Genomic DNA, 24902 nt, shown 5'->3' on the forward strand with positions numbered 1-24902 from the left:
CAGAAAGAAAAAAGCTGCCTTTAGCAGCTTTGAAAAAAACTATCATTACACCACTGTGAATTGCCTAGGCCTTCTTCACAAACTCCGACTTCAGCGCCATTGCGCCAAACCCATCTATCTTGCAATCTATATTGTGGTCGCTGTCTACGAGGCGGATATTTTTTACTTTGGTTCCTGCTTTAATGCTTTGTGATGAGCCTCTTACGGGAAGATTTTTGATCGTGACTACGGTGTCGCCATTTTGAAGTATGTTGCCATTGGCGTCTTTCACAACAAATGCATCTTCAGTATTTTGTTCCTCAGGATTCCACTCATGTCCGCATTCCGGGCATACAAGTAGATTTTCCATCTGGTACGTATAAGTTGATTTGCACTGAGGACATGGAGCGAATTCACTCATTTCTTTGAAATTTATTGGCTGCAAAGGTAAAAAATATAACAAAGCAACCGGTCCATAAATTTTAACCACAGTGGCAACCCTGTTCTATTAAGACTTCTGTTTGTTTGCTGGAAAGGGTTAAGATTTTAAGAGAGTGAGATTTGATGCAGGGCAAAAATAATCGCTTCCAACAATTTCGTGTCAATGGGCTTGATATGTTCGGATGGCTTGGTCACGGCGCGGTACGAACCGTCTTCATCGCTTTCGAAAACGACCTCGTGTCCATTTACCACAATATAAAATTTATAATCATAGCCGAATGTTACCAAACGCCCCTTGAACGATTGTTCATTTCCCTCATAATTTACAGGTAGTTCAAAATAGTGTTCCATTACTGCAAAAATAATGGAGAAATGAAATTTAAAAAAAATCTAATCTATTTTGGTTGTCCGCCGAAACTTTTTGAGATACCCAAGCCTATCGTCCACGTATCATAAGCCTTCCATCGCACATCATATTGCAGAGCGCCGAAAACTTCCCAGGCCTTTTTTATTTCTACCCCATACTCAACTGCAATTCTATTGAGGACATAATTTTCCCCTTTGGCAAATTCTCCGCCCATTCCTACTCCAAAGCTCCAGTGCTCAGTGGGTTTGTAGAACCCCATCACTGCAGGTGCTATGGGCGAGGAACGTTCGACTATTTCCTGTTCATCGCCTTCGACTGTTCTCTCCACTTTGAAGGATTCCGTGATAAAATCCGTATGTAGTCCTATTGCAAATTTTCGTGAGAACTGAAAGTTGTAATCAATTCCCCAATAAGGTAATATGATCGATTCTTTATTGCCATTTTCATCGATGCCACCGAATGAATGCTCATGGCCGATGTTGATTCCAACGCTGTGCCTGGGTTTGAACGGCGATTCTTTTTCTTGAGTAAAGGCAATAAAACCTGGCAATAGAAAGGCAAGGGACACTATGCCCCTGATTATTAGTAGTTGGTAGTATTTCATTTTTTTATCCAGTAATGTTCACTGTGCAAAAATGAAGATTCAGGACAGCTGTTGTTATGACTAACGACATCCGGAAAACTGAAGTTTTTCATGGGTATCGTCACGTATTAAAAAAGGAGAGCATAACATGCCAGGATTGTTCGAAACGCCCTTGAGTAAACGGTTAAATGCATTGTCCGTTTATCCGTAAAACCTGTTTGCCCTAAAAAGCTACTAAGGTTTACCTGTAAATTCACAATGTAATCACAAGAGGTCATTTCGTCTGCGGCGATTTGTCTTATTATGGCCTTATCCTTTTCCAAAAACTCAAATACAATATGAAGAAGAAACTTACATTGCTTTCAATCGTTACCCTGCTTACTATTTGTTCTTTTGGGCAAAGTGTCAGGTTAAATGGTTATGCCATAGGTGCATTCGACGATGGTGTTGACTCATACTACAGCACTACCAACTACTATAATGGAACCATTAAGGGCGGTTTGGTATGGGGCGCGGGCGTGGAGTTTGCCGTACATCAGGAGAATGGGATTGAATTGTTATACCTGCACCAGGATACGAAAGCTCCAATGAATTATTATACCTCTGAAGCTCAGCACACCGAATTTGACCTGCAAATGAACTACGCAATGATTGGCGGCACACGCTATTTTCGTGGGCACAATGAGAAAATAGAAGGTTATGGAGGTTTATTACTTGGCGCGAATTTCATGCACCTTGAAAATCCTAATGGTAACAAGAGCGGCGACAAAACTTTCTTTGCATGGGGACTTCGCCTGGGAGGAAATTTCTGGGCATCGCATAAAGTGGGAATTAAGCTGCAGGCGCAATTACTTTCAAACGTTCAGGCAGCTGGCGGCGGCTTTTATTTCGGTACAGGCGGCGCGGGCGCAGGTGTCTCTACATATTCCACCATGTACCAGTTTGGTCTTGGCGGCGGTTTGACATTTAAGTTGAAATAAGCTGAAATATAACGGAAGCGCCTTGTGGCGCTTTTTGTTTGTTTTCCAATAGTAGAGTTATCAAACAATAACTTTCTTAAACCTGTATTTGTTTTTAATCCCTTTATTGAAAAAAAACATTTCGCTCCTGTCTCTTTCATATTTGTATAAACAAACTCCGGCACGTTTTCATATTCATAAACGATTCCTGAAACGAATGTAATGCGCAGGGCTTTTATCGCGGCATTATAAGTAAAATGTGAGGTAACAGTTGAAGGCATGACAATTGCATTTGCTCCTGAAAGAATAATTCGTCAATTTCTTTGTAAGGAAAATTGCTAAAAAAATGTGCCGCAATGAAGTTAAAACCCGACAAGAAAAACCTATTTTATTGCGGGACAAGTAATGTTGTTCTTCCTGTATCTAACAAATCATTTTTTCCGCAGGAATTTCAGGCAAAATCAAGATTGAATTATTACTCATCGCTTCTAAACAGTGTTGAAATAAACAGCACATTCTACAAACTACCAATGCCACGCACGGTTGAAAAATGGGTGAATGAAGTCCCTGATGCATTCCGGTTTACATTCAAACTTTCTAAAACCGTAACTCACGTAAGGGAGCTACATTACGAAGTTGCAGATGTTCATCGTTTTATGGATGTTATAGAAATGGCTGGTAACAAAAAAGGCTGCATAATTGTACAATTCCCCGCAAGCATTACTGTGGTTTATATTCAAAAGGTCCGTCGATTGTTTGAAATTATGAGGTCAACAGAAAAGTTGAATGGCTGGCACTTCGCCATAGAGTTTCGCGATATGTCGTGGTATAACGACAAGGTCTATAAAATGTTGGAGTATTATAAAGCCGGTGTTGTTATGCACGATATGCCAAAGTCACACACTCCAATAATTGACATGGAGCGAAGTTTTGTTTATCTCCGCTTTCACGGAGAAAAAGGAGATTATCGCGGCGGATATTCTGATGATTTTCTTCGCGAACATGCAGTAGCTATACGCGAATGGCTGGATGAAAAAATACCTGTGTTTGCATACTTCAACAATACCATAGGAGCTGCCATTCACAATGCGCTTACACTTAATAAGTATGTGCGTGAAGTATAGCTGCACTGGCATCTGGTTTTGCTGTTAATTCCCTTCGGGAAATGGTTCGCTAACGTCAGGATTGTTTCCTTTTTTTTTGGGTGCCGCATTTTCCATTTTCAAATTCCCATACTTTCACATTAGTTCCACCAGCTTCCAGTTGCCTTCTGTAATAACTTCAATTTCTCCATCAATAATTTTAAGAGCGGTCTGATCGTCGATCAAATACGACGGCATTGATAACGTAGCTGCTAACTGTTCAAGATTCTCCATAGAATTTTGTGGAAAGGCATGGTAATCCAAATGAGGGTGTATCGCAATGTCAACAAACCCCAACGACTTCTTACTTTCTTGCGGAAGCGTATGATTTCCATAAGTAGTGCCATACGTTGTCATTATCATGCTACCGGCGCTTAAGCCAACATAAACGATCTTTTGCAGCAGTGACGGCAAAAGATCTGCCAGGCCGGATTGCTGCATCCAGTAAGTAAGATACTGACAATCGCCGCCGCCAACAAGCAAAGCGTCTGCTTGCTGCAATGCAGAAAGCCAATGCGATTGCCTGAGCGTTTGCAATGCAGAGAGTTCCAGCAATCCCAAAGACTTCCAACCCATGTCGCAATATGGATCTCCTAATGTTCCGCAGATCACTCTTCGTGCAACGTTTCCGCCGTTGGCAACACCATATAAACCCGTGGGAACAAAAAGGGCATTAGCTTCCGCTACAGGTTTACCCATTAGTTCAACCAGCGCATTGTGTATGCTTGTATTGCTGATGCCAGCTGAAGTAAGAAGAAGTTTCATGATCTGTTTCTTTAATTAGTGTATCAAGTTGTCTGGTGTACACCAGACTTTGTTAAAAATCCGACAGGTGCTCAATCTGTTCGCGGCTCAAAGGTTTTTCGTCCGCCGCGATCGCAATTCTGTATCGAAACGTCGCGCTCTCTCCTTTTGCAAGACGAAGGTTCAATGCAGTTTTGCCATTGCTGAAAACCTTTTGTCCTAAAGGATTTGCGGCAAACAAACCATAACCTCTTGCATGCCAGTATGTAGGATAACCCGGATTGTTTTTTTGATCAAACATCACAATGCTTGTAACGTGGCCACCTATTTTTCCATACAACATGCACCATGCTGCACGTGTTGACCAAACAGAATCGCCGGTCTTTCCTTCGCTGGTAATATAGTTGCCATTGGCTATCGTGTCGCCCTTTACCGGTATTTGCAATTCATGGGCAACACGCATAGCGATCAATCCATCCTTGGTATCATTAAATGCAACGTCTTTTTCTGCCTGCAATATTGTGGTACGATCGATGATGCGGATATTGTTTCTTGCAGAAAATATCAATATCGTTTTTTCTTTTATCAAAGCCTGTTGGTTAATGTCATTCCAACTAGCAGTGTAATTGATAACCGCACTTTTGTTTTGCATCTGCGAGGTAAAACTTTCCGTTTTAACAGATCCATACAAATGTTTTTTCGCTTCAGGAATAGCATATGAGTTGTTCCAGAAATCTATGCCGTTTACATTCTCATAATTGAACCAGATCCCCTGGTGATGGGGATGATCTGTTGGTTCTCCGGCTCGCGGCTGAAAAGGGAAGCCACGCGTTATAGTTGTACCATCAGCATTGCACACCGGATACAGAATGGGCTTTGTAAGTGTATCGCTGTAACAAAAGCTAGTGAATAATTTGTCTCCGGCAAATACTTTTAGCTCTTTTGCCAATGTATCCTTTCGCAACGAAATTTTCTGTGCCGTGGCATTGTTTAACATTGACAGAGCCAGCACAAGGCAATAAGAAAGGTAAATTATTCGCATAACAAAATGAGTAGAATGTTTCACAATGATAAGGAAAGATTGCCGGGGCAAAGCAAAAAAAGCGTCTTTAGAAAAGTAGTAATTAATTTTGATCAGCTGTGCGAAATGATTGATCATTCCTACGCGTTGGTGGCGAAGAAGGTCAAGGAAACAATTGAATAACTGAAGAAGTCCAGACCGTCATTGCGAGACCCGGCTGAAAACGAATGGTTGTAATATCAAAACAATTTCAAAATCGCAGAGAGCGGGGCGAAGCAATCTATGCGGGCTGCGTGTGGAGATTGCTTCTGCCGATTTCCGAACTTTAAGCCGTTTTACAAACTCAAGCAACAAGCTCTGCAGGCTTCGCAATGACGACGCGATTTTCTTCAATAATTCAACAAATCATCGGCTCAGCATCTGCGCCCCATATTTTCAAATTTTCAAATCGTCAAATTTTCAAATTATTGCCTTCATCCCCTTTTCATAACTGGTTGGCGTAAAATTGAACGCTTTGCAAAATTTTTGGCTGTCGAAAAAATAGTCCTGGTTGTTCTGGTACTGCATTTCAACCAGTTCTTTGATTGTTCTGTCGAATAATCCTGCTAAAGAAAGAAGCAATGGGGTGTACAAATTATAAGACGCTTTTGCTCCTTTCATGGAAGCGGCATATGTAATAAACTTTTCGCCTGTCCATCGCTGTGAAGAAGTTGGCAGGTGCCATGTTTGATTATAGGCGCTGTCTGTATTGCCCAAAATCGCTGTTGCTTTTGCTGCATCGGGCGTGTAAGTAAAGGAATGCGTCTTATGTACATTGGATTGCCAGCTCATTTTTTTGCTATTCGAAAGCGGGTCCAATACCAGAACGTTAAGAAGGCCGTGCTTTGCTTCGGGGCCATAAAAATCAGCACTTCTGGCGATCAATGCCTTCAGACCTTTTTGTGAAATGGCGCTCTGTATTGCCTGCACAATCTGCAATCTCACTTTGCCTTTTTTAGATGGAGGATTCAATGGACTTTCTTCGGTCATGTGTGGAATGGCATTCTTGTCATACATATAAATGTTATCAAAGAAAACCAGTTTGGTTCCATGTTTAAGGCACGCATTAATTACATTGTTGATAATAACGGGCCAATCTTTTTGCCATACACGCAGATCGTATTTCAGGCCCACAATAAGGTAAGCTACCGAAGCACCTGCAACGGCTTTGTCCGCCTGTTCAGCTGACAATAGATTTGCGGACACAAGTTCATCGTCTCCATTTATCTGTTCGGGATGGCGCGATACCAATCTTACTTTGTCCGTATATTGTTTTAGTTCTTTTGCCAGAGGCTTGCCGATGTCACCACCAACGCCGAGAATTACCTGTGTCATGATAGTTATGAGTTTTGAGTTATGAGTTTAGCGCTGCGTGCATTAATCGGTCTGGTTGAATTTTCAACCGACTCAGTACTTAAAACTCATAACTCAAAACTAATACCCAACTGTGCAAAAAACGATAACACGGGTTAAGATTTTGCCGCTACCAATGCACGCTTGCGGATGCGGCTAAGGCTTTCGGGAGCGATGCCCAGGTATTGCGCGATATAACGTTGCGGTACACGTTGTAATATTCTTGGATTGTTCTGGAGCAATACTTCGAACTGCTGCTCAGGAGATTGTGATAACAATGATTGAATACGCCTGATATTGGCAGTCGCTACATTTTCAACAATAACATTGAAGAAAGATGCAACGGCGGGTGAAGCCGCCATGCATTCAACAAGGTCTTTGCAGGTTGTTACGAGGCACTCCGTAGGTTCCAGTGCGATGATGTTGGTGGTAGCCCTGGTTTGGCGCGAAAAGCTTTCAAGGTCGGTGATGAATTCCTGTTCGAATACAAAGTTGCAGGTTTTCTCCACTCCTTTTTCAGTAAAGAAAAATTGTCGCAGGCTTCCTTTCTCTACAAAAAATACTTCATGAGCAACATTGCCTTCTTCAAGCAATAATGTGTTCTTCTTGTACTTTACTTTACGAAAGAATGAATAAAAATATTCTCCCTCAGCCTGAGAGATCGGAGCATATGACCGGATGGTCTGTAGAAATGAATCCATATACTAAAATAAGCAATAGCCGGCAGTTATTAACCACAGAGGAATGGAGTTCTTTTTCACAGAGGTAAGGAGAAGTACTTAGGAAACAAATAGTTGCTTTTAAAAGGGGAAAAATGAATCCAGTGCACTCCTCTGTTTCCTTGTGTTTTCGTAACCCTGTATCTCTTTCGAAGGTCATCCTCCTTTCCCCTTTGAAAAAAAACTCTGCGAACTCCGTGGTTAAAAAAACTCTTAGTGAACCTTAGAGTCCTGCGTGTCTTAGTGGTAGTTCTTGAGATGCGAAACATCTCTTACTTATGTTCCAGCACATCTTTTCCCGGAGCCCATTTCTTTTGCCATGCTGCATATTTGTCCAATACTTTTTGCGGCGCGTAGGTGTACCACGCATAGCCGTCGCGCCTTTCGCGATCTACTTCAGCCAGCGAGTATACAACTTTACTATCGCGATTACAGAATAAAGGTCTGTGCGTTTTAAGTTCATAATAACGTGTCCAGATCGGAGGAGCAGTTGAATCTGCCACCACTACGCGATCAGATGTAGATGTGCGAAAAGGCGTTTGCATTGTTGGTGCAGGAATCGTCACAACTTTCGTGTTATAGATTTTAGAATCCTGGAACCATTTTACTGCGTTCTGCACGGCGTCTACCACATGCGCATCGGGATGATCAATGCTCATAAGGAAAAGAACGATCCCGGAACTTTCGCCATTGCTTATGCTGGCTGGTTCAAACTTCCTTGCCCATGCCGGTTGAAGGGTGTGTTCATCGTATTGCTGACACCATGCGGTTGGAGCACCGGCATCATTGATCTGTGTTTTTACAATGCAATCAAGTCCTTTGGTAAAAGCTTCGCCAATCTTTTTGCGGTATTTTACATCGAGGTAATCGTATTGCGGAGAACCATCAAGAATGGTTTTCAACAACTGCATGATGCCCTCGAAAGCTCCGTCGTTGTAGGTGATTTCCCTGCTGTAACCTTTTTCCAGCGGATAGTATTGCGGCCAGCCGCCGTTGGCATATTGAGCAGACAGCAAATAGTCGATGCCTCTCACAGCAGCTTCTTTGTATTTATTTATTCCGGTAGATTTATAAACAATGGAAAGTGCGGCGATCTGTGTGAAGCACGTGCCGTTGTCGAAAGTGGTGTTTAACTCATTGCGACGCTCACGAATGGAGTCTTTTTGTGCCTCCGTAAGAATGGCGAACACGTCATAGTTCTTTGCCCATCCGCCGTTGGTTTTCTGAAAAAGCAAAATATTGTCCCCTATCTCAGTGAGCTGTGTTGGCTGATAGCGCGGCTTTCCAGGCAACGGGTTGATCATGCGGCTTTTATCAGGACCCATGTACCAGTGATTTGAATTATCTGCAAAAGGGCCAGGCGCAATGCTATCTGGAGTTTTTTGCGAACTGTTTTGCGCACTGCAATTGTATGGGTTCAACCAAGCAAGAAAGCCAATCAGGACTATCGGGAATTTCATATGTTTTGATCGTATTTGATGTGCAAATCTTTACCGGATGGTATGATATGTACCTCCCGGTCAGCTAAAATTACGACCTCGAATCAATTCTGCGTCTTGATCTGTCCTGTTCGGTTGTTATCCAATAGTTATTATGTAGAAAGTTGTTAGTTGTTAGGTGTTAGTCCTTAGTAATAAATATTTGAAATTGAACTCTGACAACTAATAACTAACAACCAACAACTTTTCCCCGGCACTTTAACCAAATAATTCCTTGATCGCTTTTCCAATTTCCATGAAGTCACTATGATTGCTGATGACCCGTTTTTCATGCATCCTCTGCTCTTTTCAATCCTTTTTACTTTCATCGGCAATTAGCTCGAACTCTTTGATCGCTATCTTGCTTTGCGAAGATTGGACGTCCGAAAGTATTAGCCGGACATACCTGACGTTGTGATGTTTGAATGGCAAAGGTTTGTATTCCTGTCCTGAACTTTTCAAGTTGTCAACTTCTGTTTGCCATTCTTTGCCATCTGCAGAAACCTGTAAGCTATAGGTATACCAGTCGCTGTCTTTTCCCCACACTATTCTGCAGCCTTTTACAGGATGCAGTTTTGCGAGATCAATTGTCAGTTCGACCGGAGAGATATTGCTTTCGTCGATCCATACGGTTGAATAGTTTCCATCTATTATTTTTTCGATGCCTGCAGAAAGTTTATTATCATTCAATTTAAGCATTGAAGGTGTAAGTTTAACGAGCTGCTCATTTGCGACACTATTTTCTTCCTTCACCGTATCGTTTTCCTTTTCTGTCTGCCATACATAGTGCTTGCCGTCTTGCGCAAACTGCTCGTTGCTTTTGATGGTTGTGATTACTCTTTTGGCGGACTTTAAACTATCCGATGTTGCCGTTATGATAATATTTCCGGCATTACCGGTTGTGCGAATGATGCCATATCCAATACCGCCTTCAGTATGTTGTATAGCCGCTTCTACCCTTGCAATATCAGCGCCGATTAGTGATCCGGCACCGCTCACAGCAAGGTGAATTGAATATGTATTGAACGGTTTGCTGTTTGATATAAGTGTTCCATTCTTGTCACAAACTTTTACATGAAATGGAATCATGTCCACGGCATCTGCCACCGGTTTTATACCGCTGTCGTCCAACACAATCTCCAAATGATCGGCAACACCCGGCGTCGCAATGATATGTGTGGCAACACATTTCCCATCCATCCAGCCTTCGGCTTTGAGTTCGCCTGCTTCATATGTTTTTACATCGAAGCGGAAATAAGGGCTTCCTCCTTTAGCTGCTACAAACGGCGCTGTTGCTGCATTTTCTTCACGTGATAATTCTTTGATGAAATGTTTGTTCCTGTAAAGCCTTACTTTATCGCAATTGGAAAAAACAATGATGCTGGTATCAATGTCCGGGCGATTGTTGAAACTGGCAACAAAAACCATTGGGCCATAGTTGACATTGCGTGCGCTTTGCATGGCCATCAATTGATAATACCCAAATTTCTCAGAGCGATCAACATCCACCACACCGCAAAAAGCAGTTACACGATCTGAGCCCCTTGTAACATCGTTATAGCTCCAAACAAAATATCCCGCCATACGATTGTTGGCGTCCAGTTTTGCGTGATCCCAATAACCAGCGTCTTCCCCTACTATTCCGTCTAATGCATTTTGTCGCAGTATACATTGTTTGATCAGTCCTTTTTCTGTGAACATTCTGGATGCACGCAATCCATTTTCCTTAGCGGGATTCGCAGTCCATGTATCGCCCCATTCACGGGTAATAACAGGCATTTGCGGCATAGGGTCCGAGCCATCTTGATTGATCACTTTGTAAGACACATCATAATATTTCTTGCCGTTGGCGAAAAAATCATCTGCCGTAAACATTTGATCATTTTGCATTTCTTCATGAGCGATGGCTACTGCCTGCTTTGCCCATGAAGCGGGCGTCGGCGACTCATTCAATGACGTTTCCCACAAGAAAACGGACGGCCGGTTACGATCTCTGCGGACCATTTCTCTTATATCTCTGAATGTTCTATTAATGAAAACAGAATCTTTGCTGAAAAATTGCCAGCTTGGTTCACACTCTATGACCATCAACCCCAACTCATCACATGCATTTAAGAAAGCAGGTGACTGCGGATAGTGCGCAGCTCTTACCGCATTGAAACCACCACGCTTCAATTGCAAAGCATCGCGGTACTGCATGGAGTTGGATGCTGCGTCGCCAATGGTTTGATAACACTGGTGCCTGTTTGCCCCGCGCAGGTAAAGCTTTTCGCCGTTGATATAAAATCCGTCAGCTTTCCCGGAAGATGAGGTAAAAGAAATGGTACGGATCCCGATGTTGGTAATTTTATCATCCACTAGTTTGTTATCAATATACACATTGGAAACAATGTGGTACAAATAGGGATGGTCAGGGTGCCAGAGTGATGGGTTGTTCATAGAAAGTGTCTGAACAAATTCCTGCTCGTGCTGAACAGTATTTGATACAATACTTTGTGCAACCGTCTTGTTGTTTTTATCTTTTATAATAGTGACAAGCTTTACCTGTTGCGTTGTATCGAAGTCATTTACAACGTGTGTTTTTATATTTACTTCGGCAAATTGTTTCGTCACTTTTGGATAAGTAACAAACAATCCTCCACCGGCAATTTTATTTGCTTCCCAAGGATCTGATATATACATCTTATTGGTTGCAATCAGTTTTACATCGCGATAAATGCCGCCGTAATAAATGAAGTCGAGCTTTTCCTGTGGCCTTCCCGGGGGCGTTTTGGGATCGTTTATATTGCTGACGCGAACAGCTAACACATTATCACGATCAAATTTTATCTTGTTGGTAATGTCCACTACAAATCCTATGTAGCCGCCATTATGTGTGCCTACTTTTTCTCCATTCAAAAACACTTCGCAGTTCATTTGTACACCGTCGAAGCAAATGGTCAGTCTCTTGTCTTTGAAAGAAGAAGGTATTTTGAAATATCTGCGATACCAGCCAATACCCTGATATGTCTGGTTACCACCGTTGTGTTTTTTTTCAAGTCTCATTACATGCGGCACAGTTACAGCATACCAATCTTTATCATTATAGTCAACGGCTTCTGCTTGCGGCACATCGTTTCTGTAAAATGCCCAATGTGTGTTAAAGTTTAACACAGTTCTTATGCCTGCATCTTTTTTGGAGTCAGTTGTGTTGACTTGGCCAATTGCTAAGCTGAAGTTCAGCACACATAATGTACAGGCTGAAATTATTTTTGCAAGAATGCCAGGTGTCGCGACTCGTGTCTTCACGAACTGCGAAAATGTACGGTTCGTGAAGACACGAGCCATGGCGTCACGAATTTCTTTTGCGAGAAAGCTGTTTTTCACTTTATACATTATTCATTAATACCTTGAAACCTGAACCAGTTAAAGTCTGCGTAGCCATGCAAACCATTTTGTGTTGTGCTGAAATTCAGCAGTGCAAAGCGATTGGCTGTCCAGTCATAGCCCAGTGCCATTTTGAGCGTGTTGCCAAATGGGGAAAACTTCTTTCCATCTATACTGTAGAAAAATTTTCCTTCGAATCCTTTGTCTGTGGCAGTTGCTTTCAGCCATATTTTTTTTGGCGAGAAATGTGTGATGCTATCGATCACTGTTCCATTGTTCACCATGATCAAACTATTTTCCGCTCCCAGTTTTCTGACAGCGATGTATGCATAAGGCGATTGAAAAATGCCAAACCCCGCGACATCACCGTCTTTCAAACCTGTCACATCCAATTCTACTGTAGCTTCCGAGTAAGGCCCCTGCACTCTTTGCGTGAGCGTGTTGCGTGCGTTGGTGAGATCAGTTGCAAGTGATGCATGTAACCGCATATACCCTTTTCTTTCTGTTAAGGACCATAATGCATTATCCGGATTGTGGTTCCACTGCCATTGCAAACCGAGTTGCGATTTGTGAAACTCATCTGTGGTGGCAGGAATTATCTTGTTTTTATTTCCTTCAATTGTTTTTTGATAAGTGGTAACGCCTTTGCCATTTCCGTTCTTGCCAATCATTGGCCATCCATCTTTCCACTCAACAGGTTCAAGGTGCGGTACTCGTCCTATGGCACCTCTGTCCTGCATGATAATGAACCACCAGCTTCCATCTTTCAATTGTACCAACCCGCCCTGGTGCAGGCCGTTACCGGGATAGCCACAATCATCTTTTGCAATGATCTTATGTTCGTAAGGTCCATGCAAACTATCTGAACGCAAACATACCTGCCAGCCTTCGGTGCCACCGCCAGCACAAGTGATGTAGTATTTACCATTGATCTTGTACATGTGAGAGCCTTCTATACCATAGCCGCCACCCGATGTAGCATCTAAGTTGAATCGCTTGTCCCATACTTTTACAGGTTTTGATTTTGTTGAAAGTGCATCTGCATTTAATTCCGTCAAATACAACGTTCCCTGCCCGTGCACCACATATACTTTGCCATCATCATCAAAGAACAATCCAGGATCGTAGAGATATTCGGGAAATATGGTTCTTGTCCATGGTCCTTTAATATTTTTTGCAGTACAAATAGAGAAATTACTCTTTTCCTTACCCCAGTTTGGGGTGCAAAAGCCAACATAAAATAAGCCGTTGTGATGCCTGATGGTTGCCGCCCAGGAACCACGCAAATACATATTCCCTCCCTGCATATTGTAACGCTCATCCTCTGTGTAATGATCGACTGCATAGCCCGCTATGTCCCAGTTCACAAGATCTTTGGAATGCAGTATGGGACAGCCCGGCACATAATGCATGCTGGTTGAAATGAAATAAAAATCATCGTCTACACGAATGATATCAGGGTCCGGCCAATCACCCCAAAGTATAGGATTTCTATAGGTGCCATTACCATTATCTGCGGTCCATTTTTGTAGTGATTTCTGCTGGGCAACAATTTTCGCGAACAAAGGCGACATGATAATAGAGGCCATTACCACTAATAGCTTTCTGTTCATAACAACGAAGGAGTGTTATGTGAGTGAAGTCTGTAGCATTTACTGCTACAGACCTTTAAACTTTGTGTTACTGATGAATATTTTGTAATCTTTTATTCTACCGTTATCTGCATCTTGTCTTGGCAGGTATTTGAAACCACTTATTTTTTGAACAGTACCGAGATCAATAACAAGGTAGTGCGGATATTTAGGAGCAGATCCCTGCCACTGTGTATGCCAGATCGAGGTACTTTGAAGATCGAAAACATTATCTGCTTTGCCGTCTTCGCCTGATAATTCTTCGCTGTCAGCATAAGCAACCTTCCATTTTGAACGTGGCAATTCTTTACCTTTTTCATCCAGCAAGTACAATTCTGCAATGGATGCATAAGGTCGGCCATTTTGCGAATTCAATGCTTCAATGCAAAAGAATCTTCCTTCTGTACTTGAATTGAATTCTATAGTCTGCTGATTAATACCGTTTGCAAAAGAGCCTTCGTAAGTTGTTGGTACATTACTGACATCCAGTGTCTGGCCCTCTTTCCTGTGTTTTTTGTTTTCTACTTTTTCAGTCAGGCTGTCAAGAATTGGTTTTTCAAGACCCTGTAAACCATTCTTGCCGCCGATGTAATCCAGCACTACTACTTCGTTCGCCCCTTCTTTCAACCAGGGTCCTGGCAGGTACATGGTTTGGGTTGGACCTATATTCCAGAACCTTCCGAGGCAATGACCATTTACCCAAATAAGTCCCTTGCCCCACTGGCTCACGTCTAAATAGGTATCTCCAGGTTTGCTAACAGTAAAAGTGCCTTTGTGAAAAGCAGGCATGTTACTGCTACCCTTCGTGAATTTCAGATTCGCTGGTATGCTATTGTTCTGCAGCTCAATTGGGAACACCTGCCAGTTCTCAACGGTTTTGCTTTTGCCGTTTGCATCGACAATGTTTACACCTTGCGTGATGCCTTTCCTGTCATGTAAATAGCCGCCGTAGTTTACTCTGCCCATGGCTTCAACAAGTATGTCGAGCACATCGCCGTTTTTCACAGAGGCTAGTTTGCATACGCTTTCATTTCTTCTTCTGTCAAGCGTTGCAATTTTTTTCCCGTTAAGAAAAATATAGGCAAGGTCATGCACTTCTTTGATGTTCAAGTCTACATTCTTTGCATCTGCCGTTAATTTTGTTCTGTATAAAATGGCGCCAAAACCCTGGTCAAATTCCTCCATATTTTTTATCTCAACAGAATTGATGGCCTTGGGGAGATTCGAAAATATTGGCGCAACTTCCGTTGTTTTAAACGGAGCAATGGAGATCATCGGATTTGCCGCCGGTACTTCTGGTAATGTTTCTCCTTCCTGAAGGTATTGCCCGAACAGTTTTCTTAACGCATAAAATTTATCTGTCGTCCAGCCAGCTTCACTGATCGGTGCATCATAATCATAGCTTGATGTTTGTGGCAGAAAAGGCGGACAGTTCGCTCCTGACCATAAACCAAAGCTGGTGCCTCCATGTGCCATGTAAATGCTGAAAGAAGCTTTGTTGTCGAGCATATATTTGATATCTTTTATCACGCCACCCGTTGAACCCATGTGGTGTTTGTTGCCCCATGAATCGAACCAGCCGGGATAGAATTCGCCACACATCAATGGTCCTTCTGCGCGGATGTTACGTAGGTATTTGAAGCTCGCTTCTGGGTTGCCGCCAAAATTTACTACACTAAATATATCGTCACGCACATCGCTCTTTAATTGGCTCGGGCCGTCACATGTAAACAAAGTAATGGTGAAACCTGCTTCCACCAGGTAATCCCTGATCTTTCCAATATACTCTTTATCGTTTCCATAAGAACCATATTCATTTTCTACTTGTGTCATGATGATGTTACCACCATTTGAAATTTGCAATGGAGCTAACACGCGACCAACTTCTTTCAAATAAATTTTGCAACGCTCAAGGTAATATGGGTCCTGTGTTCTGAGTTTGATGTCTTTCTTTTTTAACAGCCACCATGGGAAGCCGCCAAACTCCCACTCCGCGCAGGAGTATGGGCCCGGACGAAGAATAACATATAATCCTGCCTGTTGTGCAAGTTTGCAAAATGCGGCTGCATCTGCCATGTCACTCCAGTTAAATTCATTGGGTTTTGGTTCGTGTACGTTCCAGAACAAATAAGCACAAATAGTGTTGAGACCCATTGCTTTTGCCATTTGCAGTCTGTGGAGCCAGTATTCACGCGGCACACGGGCAAAGTGCATTTCACCGCATCTTATTACAAATGGTTTTCCATTCAGCAGAAAACTTTCTTTACCAATGGCAAATGTATTGGCATTTTTCACTTGTGACGGCTGCGCAAAAACAAGTGTACCGCACAAGCATGCCAGCAACAATAGGTGTATCTTTTTCATTTTACTAGTTAAATCAATTATTCTATTTCAATCTTTTGCGACATTAAGTTGTCAAACTCTAAATGTATAAACATGTATTAAGAAAGTGCTACGCAAACGTTTGTGTAAATAAAAAGTTTGGAGTGACATCACCCCAAACTTTTTATTGTTGATTTTTTACCTGACTCTTTTATACTTTTTTCTGTAGCCACGCAATCGTAGCAATGAGGTACAGTGGAGGTTCATTAACAGGCGAGCGCTTGTTATTTTTGTTATACTGCTGTTGTGCTTTTGTAAATGCGGAGAGTGCAAGTTTGTATTGTTGCTGCAATATGTAGGCCTCTCCTTTCAGGATCAGGCCACTAATATCGGAAGGATTCTCTTGCAGTATAAGATTTGCATAGTACAGTGTTTTTTTTGCATCTTTTCTTTCCAGGTAATAATTTCCCAATCGAAGCTGCATGTCTCTTTTGTTCAGTTTTCCGGGTGGAATGTCTTCGGGTTTTATTTTAACGGTTACTTCATTCGATGTTACACCCTCTAGCTCCACTTCTACTTTATAAGTTCCTGCTCTTAGTTTCGATACCTGTTCAGGACTAAGATGATAGTTGATGGAATAATATCCTTTTTCATCTAAAACAGCTATGGAATCAGTTCCGGGGTCGCCAAGGACGGATGGTTTCCAGTTGTTCTGTTCAATTGTATCTTTTACCACCACGTGAAATTTCAGCTGAAGGAACCAAGGTAGTTGCTTTGATCCGACAAACTGAGTCGTTACAGTTCTTTTTCCTTTTGTTACAAGGTCGGTTTCTTTTTCAAATTCTTCTTTAGTGATCAAGCCTGCTTTATAGTCTGCTGCAACCTGCGCCAGGTAAGCATCGGCGTCTTCGTTCCATGAGATGTCCTGTTGTATAGCCTTATTTACCAGGCTGATCGAAAACACTATCGGTTCGTTGTGATACACCCTAAACGCAGAACTATCGTTTACCGCAAGTGTAATGGAGAACTTGTCCTGCGCAAGAATAATGCGAGGCATTAAAAAACAAATGATGCAAAAAAACAGGCGTAGTTTCATCTCTACATTTTTTATTGTTTTTGGTCAGATGTTATTAGCCATAACGTTTTTTTAATAATCAACGGGTCGGAAAAAGAATGGTGCGACAGGATATCCTGAATTGGTGAATGCAATCTCCTCTGCCCTTGGCTGCATCTCCATAACATTCGGTAGGAACGCATGGCTTTAATGCATTGGTGCCGGTACCTTTTGTTTGGTTACAAAAGATAGTGCCTATCGCTTCTCCAACGTTATCAGGTGGAATATTGTCGTAACGCATAATGCAGCCCACGTCGCCGCTTTGCAAGCCCTGCAAAACATAAGGCTCTTCACCGTGGTGATACATGGAAATGCCGTGACCGAGTTCGTGTGATACAACATGGTTTAACTTGCCGGCCTGGTTTATACCATATCGGGTGCAATATTTTTTTATAGCAGTGGTAAAAATAGCAATGCCGGCCACCCAGTTTGGCGGAGTGTTTACTTCTGTGAATCTTGGATCGGCACTAAAAGTTTGTCCCAGTAAGCCCGGTTTTTCGTCGGACTGTTTTGCATCGATCATCCACAAACCTTTTTGTGCACGAAGCGGTTCAAAGAGCACTGGTATATAGTGTAGCTGCGGATTGTAGTTGAAATTAATTTCTCTTGTTTTGTTATCTACGTATTCAGATGGTCTTATTTCATGTACATCCACTTTTGCTCCATTTGCACCAGTAAGCGACTCTCTGAAGTTTGTGAGATTGAAGCTCGCAGCATTGTTTATAAAAAGATCCTTGTGGAAAATATTGGTTCGAATGTAATTGCCTTGCACTAGAAAGCCTCTGTATTCTTCGTAGTTGGACAAACCATCTCCGGCGAAGCCATCGCCCACCAATTGATTGTCGTTATCATCCCGTGGATTTACAGGATCTTTTATCAATACATTTCCCTGTGTTCGCCAGCCGCCATCTGCAATTTTGTTTTCGTCAACATCACGGGGTATAGTTACCCTGTTGTCGGTGTAAATAGTTTTCTTTGGCCGTCCTGATGGGTGCGCAACTTTTTCAGGAGGAATCGGAACCGGCTCATACACCGGCGTTTCGCCTTTTATGCTATCAGCGCCGCCATGGTTAATGTTGGCAAAGCTTCGCAAAAATCCATAGCCGCCCTGGTCCTCGCTGACAACTGTCACGGTTTCTTCTTTGGCTGGTTTTTGTGAACGTGTATGTATCCAATGTTTGTATCCGTCGCAAATTGTTGATGCGGGATCGTTCGGTCTTTGAAATATTTCCATACGCGGATCACCGTCTTCGAACACATAGTCCTGGCAAGCGTTTGCGGTTCCAGGAAGAGGCCAGTTCATGGCATTGCCCTTTTCGTGGGAAAGATTTAGCAGTTCAAAGAAGTGAATACGTCCCATGTGTGCAAGCGCTGGCTTCCAGGTACCGCCTTCATTGTACAGTAAATAAGATTTTAATTCTACAGTGTTGTTCCATTTAGGCAACCAATCCAATGCAGGATATTCAAGCTGTACACCCGGTCGGAATATTTTGATAGCTAATGAATCTGATGGTGGGGGCTCTACATCATCTTTTTGCACTCCTGTATTTTTTACCTTCACAGTTATGTAAACGGAGAATTCCTTTTGTTGTCCCGGCATTTTATCCGGCGCCTTGTAAATTACAAACCTGCCTGTGTTGCCACCAACAAAGCTTCCTTTGGTGCCATCATCTCCTTCAATTTTCCATGTCCATTGTATGTCATCCGGATATTCTTTTTTGCCGCCATCGTTACTACAGGATGAGGATTGGCAAACCATTTTCAATTCATCTGTTTCATTTTGGTTTTCAGCTTCCAATACCATTAGTTCGCCCAATACCATTTTATTATTGTCGGCAACAGCGGGCAGTTTAATAACTGGCTTTTTGAGATCATTGGGTTTATCCCACGAATAAGCGGCAGAACAAGTACCATTGTTGTCTTCCTGTATGTCGGGCTTAGGAAGTGTATAACCGCTGTTGGTTATATCAACATCATAATTATCGCCTGCATCGTACGATCTTTTCGTAACGATGGTGATCTTGTCGTATGCATCGTCATCCAGCAAAACACCTGAACCGGTTTCATCAATGACCCGCAAAAGTATTTCTGTCGTTTTTGTATTAGGTGGTTGTCCTTGTTTTGGCCATGGTACAAAAGGCGGTTGGAAGATGATGCGGTCGCCATCACCATCTGTTGCATTTTCAGGCAACAGGCCAAGCTTCACAAAATTTCCTTCACCACTTTGAATCTCCCATTCAAAGCGTACTTTTCCTACCAGCAAAACATCTTTTGAGCTCTTCTTTTGAGTGCTGTCACAATCATATGAAGGTGTGCATTCAATGGTTACCTTATCGTAATCCTTTCCTTCTGCTATGAGGCTTACAAAATCATCTCTTCTTATTCTGCTGTGTCTTGACGTTGCAGCACTAAGACCTCCAGACATTATCGGCAGTTTACTTTCTGTGTATACAAAACCGCATTTTTTATCAACGTTTGCACTGTCTTTACAGTAATCGAAATTGTTTGATCCGCAACTTTGATTACCATCGCTGCACGTCACATCTCCCTGTACGCGTAATGTATACGAACCTGTGCCTGTTATCTGAACAGTTACAGTTTGTTGATTTGCCGGGCCAACTATTTTTGCGATGTTATTGCCTTCTGCAATTGACCATGACCAAACCACATTATTAATGCCGCAAGGCTGATACGGCGGTGAGGCACCAAACTCTCCGGTACAGCCACCTTTGACAACGCCGGTGTAGGTTCGGATGCTTCCCTGCTCATTTACTTTTGCGCAGTCAATATCAACATCGCAGGAGCAATGTTTTGCAGAATCTACTTTGGATGAATCGGTGTAAAAATTATAGTTCGTACACGTCTTACCATCGCTGCAAGTGGTAGTAGCATCCAGCCGCAACTCAAACGAACCACTGTTGTTGATGGTTACATTTACGGTTTGCCCATTTGTTGGCCCTGATAGAGAGGCCGAGCCACCTTGCGCCAGAATGCTCCACGAGTAACTGGTGTTTTGAACGGTGCAGGCTTGAAGGTTTGGGGACACGCCATGTTGTCCCGTACAGCTCGCCTGCGCTGAGCCCTGGTAGGTCCATAAATTTCCTTGTTTGTTAGTAGGAGTAATTGTAACAGGTCCTGCGGTGCAGGTACAGTTCTCCTCATTTACACTATCAGTGTAATAAGTAAAATTGGTGCAACTTGAATTATCGCTGCATGTGGCCGTGTTCGAAAGCCTGATGGTAAATGTTCCGCTACCGGTTAGGGAGACCGACACGGTGCTCCCATTTGTAGGTCCGTTGATGGATGCAACATTGTTGCCGCTCGCAATACTCCAGTCGTACTGCACATTCGATACGCCGCAGGTATCATTACTTCGGGCGGTAAGGTTGTTCGGCAGATTAAATGAAGTGGGAAAAGGATTGCAGGATGCATTTGGGATGCCTTGATAGATCCATGTTGTGCCTTGTTTTGACTGTGGTACAATAACGGGATTGACATTGCAAATGCAACTTTCAGAATTGCTTTTAATGCCAGCCTTGTTGTTTTTAGTTTGAGAAAAAGAAGTCTTTGCGACTGGTACAATTTTTCCCTGTTCCTGAGCTTTTAAAATGAAAACGGAGGAGATGAAACATAAGACCAAGGGTAAGGACCTTGGCAGGGGTCGCATCGCATTTAGTTTTGAGAATGTAAAATTATTATTTAAAAAGCGAAAGCGCAAGGTAATTTGAAAATATATGAGTTCGAAAATTTGAAAATTGAAGGTGCGCCAGCGAAATGAAATAATTTGAAAATTGAACGATTTGAGAATTTGAAAATGCCGGATGCTGTAATAAAATTATTGGACAACGGGTTGCTCGCGTTAGTTAAGAAATAGTTCCGTAGAGACACATTGAATGCGCCTCCTGCCATACGAGCAAGGCGTTTCGATTTATTGAACAAGTTCGCATGAGATTAATAAATATTTCGGAAGTATTGGACTACACTAATATGCGAAACGTTGAATTGCACTAAATTTACCCGATAGCAGTTATTCTATGAAGATAATTTCCAACAATAAAAAACGCTTGACAAATAGACGAAAAATATTAAGTCGCGTTGCCTCGACATTGGCTATCGCTTTTGTAATAATGAATGTTGTCGCAATTTTCCATTCATACAAATTCACGCACTTTAGTAATAGCAAAATCGAAAAGACACAAAGGCCAGAGCAACTGACTTTTGCAAAAAAAATAAAAACGTTGTTTTTAGGAGTTGATAATCCAAAGCCGGTAACTAAAATGAAACCCGCCGGTTACTTTGAAACTATTGAGCTTCAAAGTAACAAGAAAATTGAATGCTGGTATTTAAACAACCGCGGTTCGACAAAAACATATCTCACGAAAGGAACTGTTATTCTTTGCCATGGATACGGGGGGAGAAAAGTCATCTATGCTTGACAAAGCAGCGATTTTTGACAGTCTGCAATACAATACTTTTTTGATTGATTTTATGGGAAGCGGCGGCTCCGAAGGTAATACAACAACCATTGGTTTTAAAGAAGCCGAAGAAGTTTGGACTACCTATGAATATTTGAAGAGCAAGGGTATAAAGGACATTTACTTATTTGGAACCTCTATGGGTGCAGTAGCCATTATGAAAGCTATAAAAGACTACGACCTGAAACCAAAAGCAATTATTATTGAATGCCCCTTCGGAACAATGTATCAAACGGTTTCGGCGCGATTTAAAAACATGAACGTGCCAACATTTCCCATCGCCAGCCTCCTGGTTTTCTGGGGTGGTGTTCAAAACAATTTTTGGGCATTTGGTCACAATCCCGTCGATTATGCTAAGAGTATAACCTGCCCGACGTTATTGTTATATGGTGAGCAAGATAAAAATGTAAGCAGGCAGGAAATTGATGCTATTTTTAAAAATCTTGCAGGTGAAAAAATACTAAAAACTTATAAGCTATCAGGGCACGAAAACTATTTGACTAAGTACCGAACAGAATGGACAAAGGATGTATCTGGTTTCCTTTTTGCATTATGAAAGGAATAAAATTCAAGGGCTGAGAAGAGCATAATAACAAACGTTTTTTAAAAAATGAAGCTTACACCTGAACAACAAAATATCATCAAGTCATCTGGCAACATCAAAATAAATGCCGTTGCAGGCTCGGGTAAAACAACGACTGTCATTGAATATGCAAAGACGCGTCCGAAAGGCGCAAGGATACTTTATCTTGCTTTCAATAAATCGGTGAAACTGGAAGCGCAAAAAAGGTTTGCTGATTTGGGGATTGACAATGTAAAAGTAGAAACTGCGCATTCTCTCGCGTATAAACACATTGTTTTCAAACATGGTTACAAAGTAAAACTGCAAGGCTACAAAACGAACGAAATAGCCGAATTACTGAACCTGCAAGGCAATGGAGAAAAACACGCTGAATATATTGTTGCCAATCATATCAACAAATTCATCGCTTACTTTTCAAACAGCAATAAACTAAAAATACAGGAGTTAAATTATCTCGACACCATCTCCGACGAGAAGGCTAAACAATTTGTAACCACCTTTTACAGTTATATTGAGAAACAAACACGATTGTTTTTGAGCAAAATGGATAAAGGTGAAATTGAAATCACACATGATTTTTATCTCAAGAAATTTCAGCTTTCCAATCCAACGCTTCACTACGATTATATTTTATTTGATGAAGGGCAAGATGCTTCATCAGCGATGCTTGATGTTTTCTTTAAACAAAAAGCCACGAAAGTAATTGTGGGCGACACGCATCAGCAAATTTATGGTTGGCGCTACGCTGTGAACTCTCTTGAGAAGGCCAACTTCGACACACACTATCTTTCAACCAGTTTTCGTTTTCCGCAGGATGTTGCACTTCTTGCAATGGAGGTATTGAAATGGAAAAAACATATTGGCGAAGAACCAAAATTTACTATTACAGGAAAAGGAACAGCTGGTAAAGTAAAATCAAAAGCGGTAATTGCAAGAACAAATCTTGGCTTGCTTTTGAAAGCCATTGAATATGTAACAGAGAAGAAAAAGGTTAAGAACATTTATTTTGAAGGCAACATCAACTCTTACACGTATGCAGATGAAGGCGCTTCACTTTACGATGTTCTGAACTTATATAACGGGAAACGTCATCTTATCAGGGACAAGTTAATCAATGGAATGAAAGACCTTGATGAGTTGGAAGACTATATAGAAAAAACGGAAGACCCGCAACTTGGAATGATGGTTGAAATTGTAAAAGAATACGGAGATGAAATTCCGGGCATTATTAAAGCGATTAAAGACAAGCATATTGGCAATGATGAAAAAGAAAATGCGGAGATGATCTTTTCAACCGTTCATCGTTGTAAGGGAATGGAGTACGATGCAGTTCAGATCGTAGACGATTTTATCTCCGAAGAAAAATTAGAAAGGAAGAAGAAAGAAGGCCTGGATATTGATGTTGCTAAACTCAACGAAGAGATCAATCTCTTATATGTTGCCGTAACCCGGGCAAAAAACACACTATATATTCCGGAAACACTTGTTCCGAAGGAATTTCCACGTTCTTCCCATATTCATGTCATAAAACCTTTGACGGAGGAAGAAAAGAAAAAAACAGGAACCGCCGCACAACCAAAAGTGGCGATCAAAAAGGGAGCCGGAAACGCCAAAGCTTATTCAATCGATAAAATGCGGGAGGTACACAAGGTCGCATATAAACCGTGGACTGAGGAACTTGACGAAGAGCTGACCCAAATGTATTTCAATGGCACGCGCCTTCCTGATTTGGCAAAACACTTTAGCCGCACAAAAGGCGCTATTGTGGCGCGGATTAGAAAGCTGGAGTTAGATAATTTATATGAATAGAAGTTTAAAATGCATCCTATCTATTTGCATTTACTTTTTTAATGTTCTTTAATCACTGTGATGATCTGCACGGATGAAACCGGTTCGGACAGGCTTTGACCAGCCTGATCCAACAACTGTACTCATGCTGTTGTCGAAGGACGCCCTTGTAATTGTCGCATTTGCACTATAATAGCACGGGTTTGTTGATTAGATTTGTCTGCGGGGTAAAACTGGTTCTGCCGGCCCGACCGTTATCTTTTTCTTTACAACTGACAAATAACTTTTTTAATGAAGACAATATTTGATAAATCAATAAGAGATGAATTGATTGAAAGAATCGGCCACGTAAATGAAAGCAGTAAAAGTGAATGGGGTAAAATGAATGTCAGTCAAATGCTTGCACATTGTGTGCAGTGGGAAGAAATGGCATTGAGCAAAAGGATTTACAAGCAATCGTTTCTCGGAAAACTTTTTGGAAAAAAAGCATTAAAAGGATTTATAAAAGACGAAACTCCTTTTCGCAGAAATGTGCCGACTGTTCCCGAGTTTAGAATAAAGGAAACAAATGGAAACGTAGAGGAGCTTAAGAAAAAGTGGATCAACCTGATGAAAGAATATGAGCAATTTGGCGACAGCAGTTTTGTTCATCCCTTTTTTGGACGAATGACTAGGGAGCAGGTAGGTATTTTGGCGTATAAGCATAGCGATCATCATTTGAGGCAGTTTAATGCCTGATACATACTCTTGTTTTCAAACTGACGTTCCCTGTTTCTTTTCCGTATTATTTAGTAAGTT

At 41.8% G+C, this 24902-nt stretch carries 20 protein-coding genes; 6 read left to right on the top strand and 14 right to left on the bottom strand.

Annotated elements, in window-relative coordinates:
* Window positions 1-64 precede the first annotated feature (64 nt).
* The 3 genes from QJ048_RS12560 to QJ048_RS12570 form a co-directional block, all read right to left on the bottom strand.
* Window positions 65-400, bottom strand: coding sequence for a zinc ribbon domain-containing protein YjdM (locus QJ048_RS12560; protein ID WP_282334708.1), 336 nt, complete (start codon window positions 398-400; stop codon window positions 65-67).
* Between the two features lie 125 nt (window positions 401-525).
* Window positions 526-771 carry a hypothetical protein gene (locus tag QJ048_RS12565; RefSeq protein ID WP_282334709.1) on the bottom strand — a complete coding sequence of 82 codons (246 nt, stop codon included), beginning with the start codon at window positions 769-771 and terminating at the stop codon, window positions 526-528.
* 44 nt (window positions 772-815) lie between these two features.
* Window positions 816-1391 (bottom strand): hypothetical protein, encoded by a 576-nt coding sequence (locus tag QJ048_RS12570; RefSeq protein ID WP_282334710.1) that lies wholly within the window; start codon window positions 1389-1391, stop codon window positions 816-818.
* A 317-nt stretch (window positions 1392-1708) separates the two neighbouring features.
* On the opposite strand from QJ048_RS12570, the gene QJ048_RS12575 reads away from it, so the two are divergent.
* Entirely contained in the window at window positions 1709-2350 is a 642-nt protein-coding gene (locus QJ048_RS12575; RefSeq protein ID WP_282334711.1) for a hypothetical protein, read from the top strand.
* On the opposite strand, the gene QJ048_RS23465 is transcribed toward QJ048_RS12575, so the two are convergent.
* A complete protein-coding gene (locus QJ048_RS23465) occupies window positions 2254-2610 on the bottom strand; it encodes a KTSC domain-containing protein (protein ID WP_425607790.1) in 357 nt (118 codons plus the stop codon). The two genes, QJ048_RS12575 and QJ048_RS23465, sit on opposite strands and share 97 nt — an antisense overlap.
* A 75-nt stretch (window positions 2611-2685) precedes the next feature.
* On the opposite strand from QJ048_RS23465, the gene QJ048_RS12580 reads away from it, so the two are divergent.
* A complete protein-coding gene (locus QJ048_RS12580) occupies window positions 2686-3453 on the top strand; it encodes a DUF72 domain-containing protein (RefSeq protein ID WP_282334712.1) in 768 nt (255 codons plus the stop codon).
* Between the two features lie 114 nt (window positions 3454-3567).
* On the opposite strand, the gene QJ048_RS12585 is transcribed toward QJ048_RS12580, so the two are convergent.
* Both QJ048_RS12585 and QJ048_RS12590 read right to left on the bottom strand, forming a co-directional pair.
* Window positions 3568-4236 carry a Type 1 glutamine amidotransferase-like domain-containing protein gene (locus QJ048_RS12585; protein WP_282334713.1) on the bottom strand — a complete coding sequence of 223 codons (669 nt, stop codon included), beginning with the start codon at window positions 4234-4236 and terminating at the stop codon, window positions 3568-3570.
* Window positions 4237-4288: 52 nt separating this feature from the next.
* A complete protein-coding gene (locus QJ048_RS12590) occupies window positions 4289-5257 on the bottom strand; it encodes a DUF6807 domain-containing protein (protein WP_282334714.1) in 969 nt (322 codons plus the stop codon).
* Between the two features lie 6 nt (window positions 5258-5263).
* Between QJ048_RS12590 and QJ048_RS12595 the strand changes: the two genes are divergently transcribed.
* Window positions 5264-5419 carry an MmcQ/YjbR family DNA-binding protein gene (locus tag QJ048_RS12595; protein WP_282334715.1) on the top strand — a complete coding sequence of 52 codons (156 nt, stop codon included), beginning with the start codon at window positions 5264-5266 and terminating at the stop codon, window positions 5417-5419.
* Window positions 5420-5695: 276 nt separating this feature from the next.
* On the opposite strand, the gene QJ048_RS12600 is transcribed toward QJ048_RS12595, so the two are convergent.
* The 8 genes from QJ048_RS12600 to QJ048_RS12635 form a co-directional block, all read right to left on the bottom strand.
* Entirely contained in the window at window positions 5696-6610 is a 915-nt protein-coding gene (locus QJ048_RS12600) for an NAD-dependent epimerase/dehydratase family protein (RefSeq protein WP_282334716.1), read from the bottom strand.
* 134 nt (window positions 6611-6744) lie between these two features.
* Entirely contained in the window at window positions 6745-7329 is a 585-nt protein-coding gene (locus QJ048_RS12605; RefSeq protein WP_282334717.1) for a Crp/Fnr family transcriptional regulator, read from the bottom strand.
* A 290-nt stretch (window positions 7330-7619) separates the two neighbouring features.
* Window positions 7620-8807, bottom strand: coding sequence for a pectate lyase (gene pelA / locus QJ048_RS12610; protein WP_282334718.1), 1188 nt, complete (start codon window positions 8805-8807; stop codon window positions 7620-7622).
* A gap of 327 nt (window positions 8808-9134) precedes the next feature.
* On the bottom strand, window positions 9135-12191 hold the full coding sequence (locus QJ048_RS12615) for a glycoside hydrolase family 2 TIM barrel-domain containing protein (RefSeq protein ID WP_282334719.1): 3057 nt from the start codon (window positions 12189-12191) through the stop codon (window positions 9135-9137).
* Window positions 12192-12199: 8 nt separating this feature from the next.
* Window positions 12200-13804: a glycoside hydrolase family 43 protein gene (locus QJ048_RS12620; protein ID WP_282334720.1), complete on the bottom strand. Its 1605-nt coding sequence runs from the start codon at window positions 13802-13804 to the stop codon at window positions 12200-12202.
* Window positions 13805-13849: 45 nt separating this feature from the next.
* A complete protein-coding gene (locus QJ048_RS12625; protein ID WP_282334721.1) occupies window positions 13850-16186 on the bottom strand; it encodes a beta-galactosidase in 2337 nt (778 codons plus the stop codon).
* A 169-nt stretch (window positions 16187-16355) separates the two neighbouring features.
* Complete coding sequence (locus tag QJ048_RS12630) at window positions 16356-17240, bottom strand: hypothetical protein (RefSeq protein ID WP_282334722.1); 885 nt, start codon at window positions 17238-17240, stop codon at window positions 16356-16358.
* A 58-nt stretch (window positions 17241-17298) separates the two neighbouring features.
* Window positions 17299-20925, bottom strand: coding sequence for a hypothetical protein (locus tag QJ048_RS12635; protein ID WP_282334723.1), 3627 nt, complete (start codon window positions 20923-20925; stop codon window positions 17299-17301).
* Window positions 20926-21686: 761 nt separating this feature from the next.
* Here QJ048_RS12635 and QJ048_RS12640 point away from each other — a divergent pair.
* The 3 genes from QJ048_RS12640 (at window position 21687) to QJ048_RS12650 (ending at window position 24842) form a co-directional block, all read left to right on the top strand.
* Window positions 21687-22289 (top strand): alpha/beta hydrolase, encoded by a 603-nt coding sequence (locus tag QJ048_RS12640; protein WP_282334724.1) that lies wholly within the window; start codon window positions 21687-21689, stop codon window positions 22287-22289.
* 54 nt (window positions 22290-22343) lie between these two features.
* A complete protein-coding gene (locus tag QJ048_RS12645; RefSeq protein ID WP_282334725.1) occupies window positions 22344-24125 on the top strand; it encodes a UvrD-helicase domain-containing protein in 1782 nt (593 codons plus the stop codon).
* Between the two features lie 270 nt (window positions 24126-24395).
* Window positions 24396-24842, top strand: coding sequence for a DUF1569 domain-containing protein (locus QJ048_RS12650; protein WP_282334726.1), 447 nt, complete (start codon window positions 24396-24398; stop codon window positions 24840-24842).
* Window positions 24843-24902 lie beyond the last annotated feature (60 nt).

The sequence above is a fragment of the Pinibacter soli genome, assembly GCF_029961145.1.
GTDB classification, from domain to species: Bacteria; Bacteroidota; Bacteroidia; order Chitinophagales; family Chitinophagaceae; genus Pinibacter; species Pinibacter soli.

Coding starts and splice junctions, on each gene's coding strand:
- QJ048_RS12560 (WP_282334708.1), bottom strand. CDS start 400: ATGAGTGAATTCGCTCCATGTCCTCAGTGCAAATCAACTTATACGTAC.
- QJ048_RS12565 (WP_282334709.1), bottom strand. CDS start 771: ATGGAACACTATTTTGAACTACCTGTAAATTATGAGGGAAATGAACAA.
- QJ048_RS12570 (WP_282334710.1), bottom strand. CDS start 1,391: ATGAAATACTACCAACTACTAATAATCAGGGGCATAGTGTCCCTTGCC.
- QJ048_RS12575 (WP_282334711.1), top strand. CDS start 1,709: ATGAAGAAGAAACTTACATTGCTTTCAATCGTTACCCTGCTTACTATT.
- QJ048_RS23465 (WP_425607790.1), bottom strand. CDS start 2,610: ATGCCTTCAACTGTTACCTCACATTTTACTTATAATGCCGCGATAAAA.
- QJ048_RS12580 (WP_282334712.1), top strand. CDS start 2,686: ATGAAGTTAAAACCCGACAAGAAAAACCTATTTTATTGCGGGACAAGT.
- QJ048_RS12585 (WP_282334713.1), bottom strand. CDS start 4,236: ATGAAACTTCTTCTTACTTCAGCTGGCATCAGCAATACAAGCATACAC.
- QJ048_RS12590 (WP_282334714.1), bottom strand. CDS start 5,257: ATGCGAATAATTTACCTTTCTTATTGCCTTGTGCTGGCTCTGTCAATG.
- QJ048_RS12595 (WP_282334715.1), top strand. CDS start 5,264: ATGAGTAGAATGTTTCACAATGATAAGGAAAGATTGCCGGGGCAAAGC.
- QJ048_RS12600 (WP_282334716.1), bottom strand. CDS start 6,610: ATGACACAGGTAATTCTCGGCGTTGGTGGTGACATCGGCAAGCCTCTG.
- QJ048_RS12605 (WP_282334717.1), bottom strand. CDS start 7,329: ATGGATTCATTTCTACAGACCATCCGGTCATATGCTCCGATCTCTCAG.
- pelA (WP_282334718.1), bottom strand. CDS start 8,807: ATGAAATTCCCGATAGTCCTGATTGGCTTTCTTGCTTGGTTGAACCCA.
- QJ048_RS12620 (WP_282334720.1), bottom strand. CDS start 13,804: ATGAACAGAAAGCTATTAGTGGTAATGGCCTCTATTATCATGTCGCCT.
- QJ048_RS12625 (WP_282334721.1), bottom strand. CDS start 16,186: ATGAAAAAGATACACCTATTGTTGCTGGCATGCTTGTGCGGTACACTT.
- QJ048_RS12630 (WP_282334722.1), bottom strand. CDS start 17,240: ATGAAACTACGCCTGTTTTTTTGCATCATTTGTTTTTTAATGCCTCGC.
- QJ048_RS12635 (WP_282334723.1), bottom strand. CDS start 20,925: ATGCGACCCCTGCCAAGGTCCTTACCCTTGGTCTTATGTTTCATCTCC.
- QJ048_RS12640 (WP_282334724.1), top strand. CDS start 21,687: ATGCTTGACAAAGCAGCGATTTTTGACAGTCTGCAATACAATACTTTT.
- QJ048_RS12645 (WP_282334725.1), top strand. CDS start 22,344: ATGAAGCTTACACCTGAACAACAAAATATCATCAAGTCATCTGGCAAC.
- QJ048_RS12650 (WP_282334726.1), top strand. CDS start 24,396: ATGAAGACAATATTTGATAAATCAATAAGAGATGAATTGATTGAAAGA.